Here is a 12,840-nt window from a genome sequence, read left to right on the forward strand (position 1 = left end):
GCGGGGCGCGTCCAAGACCCTCCGCCGGGATGACGGCTCGGCGGTCGTTGACACCCGGCACCGGCAGCACGAGGGGCCCGGACGGCAGATCGCCGTCGGGCCCCTCACGCCTCTCGCCGCGCGGCCTCAGCCCAGCGTGCGCCGGACCTCCTCGGCCACGCCGTCCAGCGCCACCGCGGTCTGCTCGCCGCTCTCCAGGTCCTTGAGCTGGACGACGCCCTCGGCCAGGTCCCGCTCGCCCGCCACCAGTGCCAGCCGCGCGCCGGAACGGTTGGCGGACTTCATGGCGTTCTTCAGGCCCTTGCCGCCGAACGCGAAGTCGGTGGCGACACCGGTCCGGCGCAGCTCGGTGACCACGCCGAACAGCACCCGGCGGGCCTCCTCGCCGAGCGGGACGGCGTACACGGCGGTGGCGGCGGGGATGTCGAGCGTGATCCCCTCCGCCTCCAGCGCCAGGACCGTGCGGTCGACGCCCAGGGCCCAGCCGACGGACGGCAGCGCGGGGCCGCCGATCATCTCGGACAGACCGTCGTAGCGGCCGCCGCCGCCCACCGCCGACTGCGAGCCGAGGCCGTCGTGGACGAACTCGAAGGTGGTGCGGGTGTAGTAGTCCAGGCCGCGCACCAGCTTCTCGTCGTCCTCGAAGGTCACGCCCGCCGCGGTCAGCAGCTCGCGCACCTGCTCGTGGTACGCCTTGCAGGCCTCGCAGAGGTAGTCGCGGAGCTTGGGCGCCCCGTCGAGCTGCTTCTGTACGGCTTCGCGCTTGTCGTCCAGGACCCGCAGCGGGTTGATGTCGACCCGGCGCCGGGTGTCCTCGTCCAGGTCGAGCTCGCGCAGGAAGTCCTGCAGCGCGGCGCGGTAGACGGGACGGCACTCCTTGTCGCCCAGGGAGTTGAGCAGGATACGGAAGTTCCGCAGGCCCAGCGCGCGGTAGGCCTGGTCGGCCAGGATGATCAACTCGGCGTCCAGCGCCGGGTCTTCGGCGCCGATGGCCTCGGCGCCGACCTGGGAGAAGTGACGGTAACGGCCCTTCTGCGGACGCTCGTAGCGGTAGTACGAGCCGGAGTACCAGAGCTTGACGGGGAGGTTGCCGGCCTTGTGGAGGTTGGCCTCCAGCGCGGCCCGCAGCACGGAAGCGGTGCCCTCGGGACGCAGCGCCAGCTGGTCGCCGCCCTTGGTCTCGAAGGCGTACATCTCCTTGGTCACGATGTCGGTGGACTCGCCGACCCCGCGCGCGAACAGCTCGACGTTCTCGAAGCCGGGCGTCTCGATGTAGCCGTACCCGGAGTTCTTCAGCGGCGCGGCGATCGCCTCGCGCACCGCGAGATAGGTGGCGGACTGCGGCGGAATCAGGTCGTACGTGCCCTTGGGGGCCTTGAAGGTGCTCACGGAAGCTCTCGTCACATTCCTCGTCGTGGAGCGGCGGTGAAGCCGTCTCCGAGGCCGGCGGCCACTTCCTGGAGGAAGGGGTTGGTGGCGCGCTCGTGGCCGATGGTGGTCTGGGGGCCGTGGCCGGACAGGACGACGGTCGAGTCCTCCAGCGGCAGGCACACACGCGCCAGCGACTGCAGGATCTCGGCGTGGTCGCCGCCCGGCAGGTCGGTGCGTCCGATGGAGCCGGCGAACAGCAGGTCGCCCGAGAAGAAGACCGGCGGAATGTCGGCCTGCCCGGGCATCCGGAAGGTCACCGACCCCTTGGTATGGCCCGGGGCGTGCGCGACGGAGAATTCCATCCCGGCGAGTTCCAGGGCGGCACCGTCGCTCAGCTCCTTGACGTCGTCCGGCTCGCCCACCGTGAGTTCGCCCAGGAGCTGCTGACCGATGGAGCGGCCGAGGGCCTTCTCCGGGTCGCTCATCATGTAGCGGTCCTCGGGGTGGATCCAGGCCGGGACGTCGTGCGCGCCGCACACCGGGACGACCGAGGCGACGTGGTCGATATGACCATGCGTGAGAACGACCGCGACGGGCTTGAGCCGATGCTTTGCGACCGCGTCCTCGACTCCTGGGGCCGCCTGGTGGCCCGGGTCGATGATGACGCACTCCTCGCCTGCGGCGGGGGCGACCAAGTAGCAGTTGGTGCCCCAGGCCCCGGCGGGGAACCCGGCAATCAGCACGTTCGTCCTTACGGTCGGTGTGGAGGCCGGCCCGCAAGGCCGCTCCTCCCGGACATCTCGGCAGCTCCAGAGCCTACCGGCGGGACTCCCGGCAGGGCGAACCCGTATACCGTACGGCCACGGCGCACGAGCGCGATCGATGATCGGACAAGGAGACGACCGGTGGTCAGCAAAGATCAGCGGCGGCGGCAGCTCGCCCGCCGGAAGTACGAGCGTCAGCAGCAACGGCGGTCCGCGGCACAGCGGAAGACCAAACGCCGCAATGTGATCATCGCGTCCGCCGCGGCCGTCGCGCTGGCCGCCGGCGCCGTCGTCTACGTCTCCGCGGGCCTCGCGGGCGGCAGCGACCGGGAGGACCGGGCCGCGGCCCCGACGCCGTCCAAGGCGCCGGACCCCTGCGGCCGGCCCGCGAAGGGCAGCCCGTCGAAGAAGACCTGGGCCAAGGAACCGGCGCTGTCGCTCGACACCTCGGCCTCCTACTCCGCGAAGCTGGCGACGACCTGCGGCACGATCGGTCTCAAGCTGGACGCCGGCAAGGCGCCGCACACGGTCAACTCCTTCGCCTTCCTGGCCGGCCAGGGCTACTTCGACCACAGCAGGTGCCACCGCCTGGTGGACGACCGGATCCACATCCTGCAGTGCGGCGACCCGAAGGGCACCGGCCGGGGCACCCCCGGCTACACCATCCCGGACGAGAACCTCAAGGACCCGCGGCTCAAGGGCGGCATCTATCCGGCGGGCACGGTCGCGATGGCGAACCGCTACGACGGGGCGAGCGGGAAGACCCGCAACTCCGGCGACAGCCAGTTCTTCCTCGTCTACCAGGACAGCAAGCTGCCGCCGAACTACACACCGTTCGGCACCATCACGGGCGGTATGGACGTCCTGCGAAAGATCGCCAAGGCCGGTTCCACGACCGACCCGCAGACCCGCAACAGTGCGCCCAACGCCACCGTCGTGATCGACAAGGCGTCCGTGAAGAAGTCCTGACCGGCCGGACGACCTGGGGCGGCACCGCGGCGCCGCCCCGTGCGAACCGCGGAAATTCGTCGTGCTGGATGCGGACAGCGGACCGCCGGTCGCCTAGATTGGCGTTGTGTAGGGTGCCTGCTCCGACGGCTGCCACCCTCACCCGCAATTCAGCCCGTCGGACCGGCCAGGGCGCGGCTCTGCCGGACAGAAACTGTGGACGATGCCGGGGGGCCGCACGCCCCCGTCGGCATCATGTGGAGGAGGCGCTGTGAGCAGCGACCCATGGGGCCGCGTCGACGAGACGGGGACCGTGTACGTGCGTACCGCCGAGGGCGAGCAGGTCGTCGGATCGTGGCAGGCAGGAACTCCCGAGGAGGCCCTCGCCTACTTCGAGCGCAAGTATGAGGGCCTGGTCGTCGAGATCGGCCTCCTCGAGCGCCGGGTCAAGACCACCGACCTGTCGGCGAAGGACGCGACGACCGCGATCGAGCATCTGCGCACCCAGGTCGACGAACACCACGCGGTGGGCGATCTGGACGCGCTGCGCAAGCGGCTGGACAAGCTCGTCGAGGCCGTCGAGTCGCGCCGCGAGGAGCGCAAGGCGCAGAAGGCGCGGCAGAGCGACGAGGCACGCCAGGCCAAGGAGAAGCTGGTCGCCGAGGCCGAGGAGCTGGCCGCCAGCGAACAGTGGCGGGCGGCCGGCGAGCGGCTGCGCGCGCTGGTCGACACCTGGAAGGGCCTGCCGCGGCTCGACCGCAAGGCGGACGACGAACTGTGGCACCGCTTCTCGCACGCCCGCTCGGCGTTCTCCAAGCGCCGCAAGGCACACTTCGCGTCGCTGGACGCGCAGCGCGAGGAGTCCCGTAAGGCGAAGGAGAAGCTGGTCGCGGAGGCCGAGTCGCTGTCGAACTCGACGGACTGGGGGGCCACCGCGGCCCGCTACCGCGAGCTGATGGCCGACTGGAAGGCCGCGGGCCGCGCCCAGCGCGAGCACGAGGACGACCTGTGGAACCGCTTCCGCGGCGCCCAGGACATCTTCTTCCAGGCGCGCGGTGAGATCTTCGCGGAGCGCGACGCCGAGCAGCGGGAGAACCTGACCCGCAAGGAGGAGCTGGCCGTCGAGGCCGAGAAGCTGCTCCCCGTCTCGGACCTGAAGGCCGCGCGGTCGGCGTTCCGCTCGATCAACGAGCGGTGGGAGGCCATCGGCCACGTCCCCCGGGACGCCCGCCCCAAGATCGAGGGCCGGATGCACGCCGTCGAGCGCGCGATCCAGGAGGCCGAGGAGGGCGAGTGGCGGCGGACGAACCCTGAGGCGCGGGCCCGCGCCGCGGGGCTGACCGGCCAGCTCCAGGACGCGGTCGACAAGCTGCAGAAGCAGATCGACACGGCCCGGGCGGCGGGCAACAACGCCAAGGCCGACAAGCTCGGGCGGGAACTGGAGGGCCGCAAGGAGCTGCTGGACCAGGCGCTCAAGGGCCTGGAGGAGTTCGGCGGTTAACGGCAGAACAGCGGGCGGCCCCGGTACGGATTTCCGTACCGGGGCCGCCCGCTGTCTGCGCCGCTACGGCCGCCGGGCCGACGTCACCCGGTAGACGTCGTACACGCCCTCCACGCTCCGTACGGCCTTCAGGACGTGCCCCAGGTGCTTGGGGTCGCCCATCTCGAAGGTGAAGCGGGAGGTGGCCACCCGGTCGCGGGAGGTCTGGACCGCGGCCGACAGGATGTTGACGTGCTGGTCGGACAGGATGCGGGTGACGTCCGACAGCAGACGGGAGCGGTCCAGCGCCTCGACCTGGATGGCGACCAGGAAGACCGAGGACTGGGTGGGCGCCCACTCGACGTCCAGGATCCGCTCCGGCTGCCGCGACAGCGAGTCGACGTTGACACAGTCGGCGCGGTGCACCGAGACGCCGTTGCCGCGGGTGACGAAGCCGATGATGGGATCGCCAGGCACCGGCGTACAGCAGCGGGCGAGCTTGACCCAGACGTCGTCGACGCCCTTGACGACCACACCGGGGTCGGCGCTGGAGCGGCGCTTGGAGCGCGGCCGGATCGGCGTGGACTCGGCGATGTCCTCGGTGGCCTCGTCCTGGCCGCCGAGCGCCTGCACCAGCTTCTGGACGACGCCCTGGGCGGCGACATGGCCCTCGCCGATGGCGGCGTAGAGCGAGGAGATGTCCGGGTAGCGCATCTCGTGCGCCAGGGTCACCAGCGAGTCGCCGGTCAGGATCCGCTGGATCGGCAGGTTCTGCTTGCGCATGGCGCGCGCGATGGCGTCCTTGCCCTGCTCGATGGCCTCGTCGCGGCGCTCCTTGGAGAACCAGCCGCGGATCTTGTTGCGGGCGCGGGGGGACTTGACGAAGCCGAGCCAGTCGCGGGAGGGCCCGGCGCCCGTTGCCTTGGAGGTGAAGACCTCCACCAGGTCGCCGTTGTCCAGGGTCGATTCGAGCGGGACGAGGCGCCCGTTGACCCGCGCTCCTATCGTGCGGTGGCCGACCTCGGTGTGCACCGCGTACGCGAAGTCGACGGGGGTGGCACCGGCCGGCAGCGCTATCACGTCGCCCTTGGGCGTGAAGACGAAGACTTCGTTGCGGGACAGGTCGAAGCGCAGCGACTCCAGGAACTCGCCCGGGTCCTCGGTCTCCTTCTGCCAGTCCAGCAACTGCCGCAGCCAGGCCATGTCGTTGACGGTGTCCTGGCCCTTGCCGGCGTTCTTCGGCACGTCCGTACGGATCTTGGAGGCGCCGGCGACCGCCTCCTGCTTGTACTTCCAGTGCGCGGCGATGCCGTACTCGGCGCGGCGGTGCATGTCGAAGGTGCGGATCTGGAGCTCAACGGGCTTGCCGCTGGGGCCGATCACCGTCGTGTGCAGCGACTGGTACATGTTGAACTTGGGCATCGCGATGTAGTCCTTGAACCGGCCGGGGACCGGGTTCCACCGCGCATGGATGGTGCCGAGAGCGGCGTAGCAGTCGCGGACGGTGTCGACGAGGACCCGGATGCCCACCAGGTCGTAGATCTCGGCGAAGTCGCGGCCGCGGACGATCATCTTCTGGTAGACGCTGTAGTAGTGCTTCGGGCGGCCGGTGACGGTGGCCTTGATGCGGGCGGAGCGCAGATCGGCCTGGACCTCGTCGGTCACTATGGCCAGGTACTCGTCGCGCTTGGGCGCCCGCTCGGCGACCAGCCGGACGATCTCGTCGTACATCTTCGGGTAGAGGATCGCGAAGGCGAGGTCCTCCAGCTCCCACTTGATGGTGTTCATGCCCAGGCGGTGGGCGAGCGGAGCGTAGATCTCCAGCGTCTCGCGGGCCTTCTTCTCCTGCTTCTCCCGCTTGAGGTAGCGCATGGTGCGCATGTTGTGCAGCCGGTCGGCGAGCTTGATGACCAGGACGCGCGGGTCCTTGGCCATCGCGACGACCATCTTGCGCACCGTCTCGGCCTGCGCGGCCTCGCCGAACTTGACGCGGTCGAGCTTGGTGACGCCGTCGACCAGCAGCGCGACCTGGTCACCGAAGTCGCCCCGGAGGGTGTCCAGGCCGTATTCGGTGTCCTCGACGGTGTCGTGCAGCAGGCCGGCCATCAGCGTCGCCGGGTCCATGCCCAGCTCGGCGAGGATCGTCGTCACCGCGAGCGGGTGGGTGATGTACGGGTCACCGCTCTTGCGCTTCTGGCCGCGGTGCCAGCGCTCGGCGACCTGATAGGCGCGCTCGATCTGGCGCAGCGTGCCGGTCTCGATCTTGGGGTCGTTGCCGCGGACGGCCCGCAGCAGCGGCTCCAGGACCGGGTTGTACGGGCTGGAGCGCTGGACGCCGAGCCGGGCGAGGCGGGCCCGCACCCGGTTGGGCGAGCCGGAACGGCCGGCGGAGGTGGGGGCCGGCGGCTTGGGCGGAGCGGGCTGGTCGGCCTTGGCGGGCGGCTTGGCCGCACGGGACGGCGCCGCCGGCTGGGGCGAGGAGGCCGCCGGGCCCGGCTTGGGCGCCGGGCGGGGCCGCTCGGCGGGGTCCTGGGACGCGGTCGATCCGCCGCCCTTGGGCCGGGGCGCGGTGGTGCCGTCGGACGCGCCCTGCCGCTCGGGCTGGGGCGCGTTCGAGGGCGCCGCGGCCGCCGGCTTCGGCTCGTCCGGGCGCGCGGCGTCGGATCCCGCCGGACGCAGTCCGGGGGAGAGCGGCTGGGCCTCGTCTGGCAAGAGCACTCCTCAGGCGGCTGGGACCCCAGGACCTCGAACGGGCCGGGGTGCCATGGTATCGACCTCGGGGCCGCTGCTCCCCCGCGGCCGGGGTTCCGTACATGACACAGCAGCAGGGGCACCCGGATTCTTCCGGATGCCCCTGTTTGCGCGACGGTGCGGTGCGAGCGCGGCTCAGACCGTGATCAGAGCCTCCAGCACAGCGCCCTTCAGGCCCGGCTCCAGCCGTTCCCGCCCGGCCAGGAAGCCCAGCTCCAGCAGGACCGCCACGCCCGCGACCTCGGCACCCGCACGGCGGATGAGCTGCAGCGAGGCGTCGGCGGTGCCGCCGGTGGCGAGGACGTCGTCGATCACCAGCACCCGGTCGCCCGGGGCCAGCGCATCGGCATGCATCTCGATCTCGGCCGTGCCGTACTCCAGCTCGTACGCCTGTCCGAGCGTCGCGCCGGGCAGCTTGCCCGCCTTGCGTACGGGGACGAAGCCGATACCGGCCCGGACCGCGACCGGGGCGGCGAGTATGAACCCGCGGGCCTCCAGGCCCACGATCTTGTCCACGCGGTGCCGCCCGCACAGTTCGGCGAACGCCTCGGTCAGCGCGCCGAAGGCGGCCGGGTCGGCCAGCAGCGGGGTGATGTCCTTGAACATCACGCCCGGCTGGGGGTGGTCCGGGACGTCCGCGATCCGGCTGAGCAGCAGCTCACGCAGCTCTGCGGGGGCGCTCACCGGCGCTTGCCCGACGGGCGGCCGCGTCCGCGGTTGCGGGAGGCGGGCTGCCGGCGGGGGCCGACAACCGCGGCGCCGTCACCGTCCTCGGCGTCCGCCGCGCCGGCCGCCTCGTCCTGGGCGTCCTCCTGGCCCGCGGCCTTGGCCTCGGCCGCGGCACGCTTCGCCTTGACCCGCTTGGCCAGTGCCTTCATCTGCGGCTCACGGTTCTTCAGGTCCGCGACCAGCGGGGTCGCGATGAAGATCGAGGAGTACGCACCGGCGGCAAGGCCGACGAACAGGGCCAGCGAGATGTCGTTGAGCATGCCCGCGCCCAGGACACCGCCGCCGACGAACAGCAGACCGGCGACCGGGAGCAGCGCCACGACGGTGGTGTTGATGGAGCGCACCAGGGTGCCGTTGATGCTGCGGTTGGCGATCTCGGTGTAGGTGAAGCGGGTCTGCTTGGTGATGTCCTTGGAGGCTTCCTTGAGGCTGTCGAAGACGACGACCGTGTCGTACAGGGAGTAACCGAGGATCGTCAGCAGACCGATGACCGTGCCGGGCGTGACCTCGAAGCCGACCAGGGCGTAGATGCCGACCGTGATCGTCAGGTCGTGGATCAGCGCGACCAGGGCGGCCACCGCCATCCGCCACTCGAAGGCGATGGCCAGATAGAGCACCACGAGGACCATGAAGATCCCCAGGCCCAGCCATGCCTTGTTGGCGATCTGCTCACCCCAACTCGGGCCGACCAGCTGGGTGTTGACGTCCTTGACCGGGACGTTCAGGTCCTTGGCGAGCTCTTCCTGGACCGGCACCGCCTGCTTGGTGTCCAGACCGCTGATCTGGATGCGCAGGGCGCCGCTGTTGGCGAGCTTCTGCACCACGGCCTGGCGGCCGCCGGCCGCCGACTCGGCATTGTGCTGGGCCTCGGAGGTGGACACGGAGGTCTTCGGGGTGGTGAAGACCGCGCCGCCGGAGAACTCGATGCCCTTGTTCAGGCCGCACACCCCGAGGCCGACGATGGCCACGATGGTGATGAGGATCGAGAGGCCGTACCAGATCTTGCGCTTGCCGATGAAGTCGTAGCCGACCTCGCCGCGGTAGAGCCGGGCGCCGATGTTGCCGAGCTTGGACATCTCACGCCTCCTTCGTGGTGGGGGCGGCGCCGCGACGACGGCGCAGCGGCGGCTTGGCGCCCAGGCGCTTGGGGTCGAGGCCGGACCAGGAATGGCCGTCGGAGAAGAACTTCCGCCGGGCCAGCAGGGTCATCAGGGGCTTGGTGAAGAGGAAGACCACGACGACGTCGAGGACGGTGGTCAGGCCGAGCGTGAAGGCGAAGCCCTGCACCTTGCCGACGGTGACGATGAACAGCACCGCGGCGGCCAGGAACGACACGAAGTCGGAGACCAGGATCGTGCGGCGGGCCCGCGGCCAGCCGCGCTCGACGGCCGGACGCAGCGTGCGTCCCTCCCGGATCTCGTCCCGGATGCGTTCGAAGTAGACGATGAACGAGTCGGCGGTGATACCGATGGCCACGATGGCACCACAGACCGCCGGGAGGTTCAGTGCGAACCCGATGGCCGGGCCGAGCAAGGTCATGATCGTGTATGTCAGGACCGCCGAGACGCCCAGGCTCGCCAGCGCGACCAGCGCCAGTCCCCGGTAGTAGGCGACGAGGTAGATGACGACCAGTGCGAGGCCGATGGCGCCGGCGATCAGACCGGCGTGCAGCTGCTCGCCGCCGAGGGCCGCGGTGACCGTGGTCTCGTCGTCGATCTTGAAGGAGAGCGGCAGCGCACCGTAGGAGAGCATGTTGCCCAGGTCCTCGGCGGACTGCTGGGTGAAGCCGCCGGAGATGGTGGCTCCGCCGCCCATGATCGGCTTGTCGACCGAGGGGGAGGACACGACCGCACCGTCGAGGACGATCCCGAACTGGTTCTGCGGCGGCGCCTTGGTGGCGAGCTTGCCGGTGATGTCCCCGAACTTCTTGCCTCCCTCGGAGGTGAAGTCCATCTGGACGATCCAGCCCTGGCCCTGCTGACTGTCGAAGACGGCCTTGGCGCTGCTGACGTCCGTGCCCTCGACGGCGACCGGGCCGAGCACGTACTTCTGGGCGCCGTCCTGCTTGCACGCCACGATCGGGTCGGACGGCTTGGTGCCCGCGGCCTTCTCGCCCGCGGCCGCGCGGCCCTTCTTCGTGGAGCAGTCGAGCGCGTTGAGCTGCTTCTGGAGGGCCGGCGGAATGGCCGCTCCGCCCGGAGGCGTCGGCTGCACCGGGGGCGCGGAGGGCTTGGCGGAGGGGGTGGGCTTGGCGGACGGTGCCTTCTTCAGCGAAGCGGTCACCGCGCGGCCCTGCGTCGTCGGCTTCGAGTCCGGCGACTGCGGGGAAGAGGCCTTCTGCCCGCTGCCCTGCTGGCTCTTGGCCGGGTCACCCGCGGCCTTGTCGCCCTTGCCCTTGCCGTTCGCGCCGCTCTGGGAGGGGCCGGGCTTGGGCTGCTCGGGAGTCTTGGCGCCCGCGGTGGTGGTCAGCACCGGCCGGAACCCGAGCTGGGCGGTGGTGCCGACCTGCTGGCGCGCCTGCTTCGCGTCCGTCCCCTTGGGGATGTTCACGATGATGTGGTTGCTGCCCTGCGTCTGGACCTCGGACTCGGTCACACCGAGGCCGTTGACCCGTCGCTCCATGATCTCGGCGGCGGTTTTCATATTGGTCTCGTTGATCGCGTTGGGCTTGCCCGGCTGATTCTGGGCCGCCAGCGTGAAGCTGGTGCCGCCCGCCAGGTCGATGCCCAGCCGCGGCGTCAGCGTGCCGGAGTAGAACATGCCTCCGATCAGCCCTGCCATGGCGATCAGGACCAGGATCAGGGTGCGGCCCGGATGCCCCTGGCTCGCGGGCGTCCTGCGGCCCTTCTTCGGTGCTGCCACCTTCTCGTATCTCCCTGTCCAACCCCTCGGCCAGGGATGCCGGCCGAGGGGCCACGAAGTCTTGTGGGGACGTGCCCCCGCCGGAGCCTAGACCGTCCCGGAACCGCGGCGCACGACACTCCACGCGTGCTCCGCGGTTCCGTGGGGCGGACTACTTCGCTTCGTCGTCGCCGGACTTCTTGTCGTCCTTGGCGGTGTCCGCGTCGGCCTTGACGGTGTCCTTGGCGTCGCCGGCGGCCTTGGTGTCCTCGGCCTCGGCGGCGGGCTTGTCCCCGGCGGGCTCGGCGGCCGGGACGTCGGCCTTGCCCAGGTCGATCTTGTCACCCTGTTCGGTGGACGCACCGGCGGTCAGTGAGGAGGCGTCGTCCGGGACGACCGGCTCGTCGGCGTGCAGCGGGTCGGCACCGTCCAGGATGCGGTTGTACTCCTCGTCCGCGATGACCGCTCCGATGGCGTTCTTCGCGTAGATGGCGTGCACGCCGGGGGCGACCTCGAGAAGGACGGTCTCGTCGTGGACCTCCTTGACGGTGGCGTACATGCCGCCGATCGTCCGGACGCCGGCGCCGGCCTGCATTTCGTTGCGCATCTGCGCGGCCGCCTGCTGCTTCTTCTTGGCGGATCGCGTCATCAGGAACATGGCCCCGATGAGGACGATGAAGGGGAGGAGAGTCACGATGTTCACGGGACGGAAATCCTTCGCACGACCGCGGATGCGCGATCTCATATACGGGGGTGGGAATGCCGCCCATACGAACGGCATCGGCGGAGTCTAGGCGAGTCCCCACCAGTGGAACAACGCACAGCATCCCACCGCAGTTCCTGACCGGGCGAGTCCCCGCGCCGTCACGCCCCGAACAAGCCCTGCTGCCCGCTTCCGCCGGGCTGCTGCTGCGGCGGCACGAGGCCCAGATGGGCCCATGCGGCCGGGGTCCCGATCCGGCCACGAGGGGTCCTGGCCAGCAGTCCTTCCCGTACGAGGAACGGCTCGGCGACCTCCTCGACGGTCTCCCGCTCCTCCCCCACCGCGACCGCGAGGGTGGACAGGCCCACCGGGCCGCCGCCGAACAGCTTGAGCAGGGCCGTGAGCACGGCACGGTCGAGACGGTCCAGGCCGCGGGCGTCGACCTCGTAGACCCCGAGGGCCTGGGAGGCGATCTCGCGGGTGATCAGGCCGTCGGCCTTCACCTGGGCGTAGTCGCGGACGCGGCGCAGCAGGCGGTTGGCGATACGGGGCGTGCCGCGGGAGCGGCCGGCGATCTCGGCGGCGCCCTCGGGTTCTATGTCGAGGTCCAGCAGCCCGGCCGAGCGGTGGATGACCCGCTCCAGCTCGGCGGGGGCGTAGAACTCCATATGGGCGGTGAAGCCGAAGCGGTCGCGCAGCGGGGGCGGCAGCAGACCGGCCCTGGTCGTGGCCCCGACCAGGGTGAACGGGGGGAGCTCCAGGGGGATGGCGGTGGCTCCCGGTCCCTTGCCGACGATCACGTCGACGCGGAAGTCCTCCATCGCCATGTAGAGCATTTCCTCGGCGGGCCGGGACATCCGGTGGATCTCGTCGAGAAAGAGGACCTCGCCCTCCTGGAGGGAGGAGAGGATCGCGGCGAGGTCACCGGCGTGCTGGATGGCGGGCCCGGAGGTGATCCGGATCGGGGCGCCCATCTCAGCCGCGATGATCATGGAGAGGGTCGTTTTGCCGAGGCCCGGCGCCCCGGACAGCAGGACGTGATCGGCGGTGGCACCGCGGGCGCGGGCGGCACGCAGCACCAGGTCGAGCTGTTCGCGCACCCGCTCCTGGCCGACGAATTCGTCGAGGTCCTTGGGCCGCAGCGCGGCCTCGACGGCGGTGTCCTCGCCGTCCGCGTCGGCTCCGACCAGCCGGTCGGGCGCCCCCGGGTCGGCGTCCTCGGCGGTGTGCGGTGCGGTGTCGTCCCAGTTCAC

10 protein-coding genes are annotated in these 12,840 nt (G+C 70.8%); 2 read left to right on the forward strand and 8 right to left on the reverse strand.

Going from position 1 to position 12,840, the window contains the following annotated elements; genetic code table 11:
* Positions 1-126 precede the first annotated feature (126 nt).
* Together hisS and ACGFR7_RS28270 are read right to left on the reverse strand one after the other, a co-directional pair.
* The gene (hisS, locus tag ACGFR7_RS28265; RefSeq protein WP_393324749.1) at positions 127-1,389 is read right to left on the reverse strand and encodes a histidine--tRNA ligase; all 1,263 of its coding nucleotides are present in this window, start codon (positions 1,387-1,389) and stop codon (positions 127-129) included.
* Positions 1,390-1,400: 11 nt separating this feature from the next.
* The gene (locus ACGFR7_RS28270) at positions 1,401-2,114 is read right to left on the reverse strand and encodes an MBL fold metallo-hydrolase (RefSeq protein ID WP_393324751.1); all 714 of its coding nucleotides are present in this window, start codon (positions 2,112-2,114) and stop codon (positions 1,401-1,403) included.
* Positions 2,115-2,276: 162 nt separating this feature from the next.
* Between ACGFR7_RS28270 and ACGFR7_RS28275 the strand changes: the two genes are divergently transcribed.
* Both ACGFR7_RS28275 and ACGFR7_RS28280 read left to right on the forward strand, forming a co-directional pair.
* Positions 2,277-3,104, forward strand: coding sequence for a peptidylprolyl isomerase (locus ACGFR7_RS28275; protein ID WP_393324753.1), 828 nt, complete (start codon positions 2,277-2,279; stop codon positions 3,102-3,104).
* Between the two features lie 250 nt (positions 3,105-3,354).
* A complete protein-coding gene (locus ACGFR7_RS28280) occupies positions 3,355-4,584 on the forward strand; it encodes a DUF349 domain-containing protein (protein WP_393324754.1) in 1,230 nt (409 codons plus the stop codon).
* Positions 4,585-4,647: 63 nt separating this feature from the next.
* Here ACGFR7_RS28280 and ACGFR7_RS28285 read toward each other — a convergent pair whose 3' ends face one another.
* The 6 genes from ACGFR7_RS28285 to ruvB all read right to left on the reverse strand — a co-directional run bounded on the left by ACGFR7_RS28285 (position 4,648) and on the right by ruvB (position 12,840).
* On the reverse strand, positions 4,648-7,275 hold the full coding sequence (locus tag ACGFR7_RS28285) for a RelA/SpoT family protein (RefSeq protein ID WP_393324756.1): 2,628 nt from the start codon (positions 7,273-7,275) through the stop codon (positions 4,648-4,650).
* A gap of 174 nt (positions 7,276-7,449) precedes the next feature.
* On the reverse strand, positions 7,450-7,998 hold the full coding sequence (locus tag ACGFR7_RS28290; RefSeq protein ID WP_393324758.1) for an adenine phosphoribosyltransferase: 549 nt from the start codon (positions 7,996-7,998) through the stop codon (positions 7,450-7,452).
* Positions 7,995-9,119 (reverse strand): protein translocase subunit SecF, encoded by a 1,125-nt coding sequence (gene secF, locus ACGFR7_RS28295; protein ID WP_393324760.1) that lies wholly within the window; start codon positions 9,117-9,119, stop codon positions 7,995-7,997. Before secF ends, ACGFR7_RS28290 begins: the two co-directional genes overlap by 4 nt.
* A gap of 1 nt (position 9,120) precedes the next feature.
* Positions 9,121-10,905 carry a protein translocase subunit SecD gene (gene secD / locus ACGFR7_RS28300; RefSeq protein ID WP_393324762.1) on the reverse strand — a complete coding sequence of 595 codons (1,785 nt, stop codon included), beginning with the start codon at positions 10,903-10,905 and terminating at the stop codon, positions 9,121-9,123.
* A 151-nt stretch (positions 10,906-11,056) separates the two neighbouring features.
* Positions 11,057-11,587, reverse strand: coding sequence for a preprotein translocase subunit YajC (gene yajC, locus ACGFR7_RS28305; RefSeq protein ID WP_393324764.1), 531 nt, complete (start codon positions 11,585-11,587; stop codon positions 11,057-11,059).
* Positions 11,588-11,748: 161 nt separating this feature from the next.
* Positions 11,749-12,840 (reverse strand): Holliday junction branch migration DNA helicase RuvB, encoded by a 1,092-nt coding sequence (gene ruvB / locus ACGFR7_RS28310; protein ID WP_393324766.1) that lies wholly within the window; start codon positions 12,838-12,840, stop codon positions 11,749-11,751.

It is taken from the genome of Streptomyces sp. NPDC048516 (genome assembly GCF_043199875.1).
Lineage (GTDB): Bacteria > Actinomycetota > Actinomycetes > Streptomycetales > Streptomycetaceae > Streptomyces.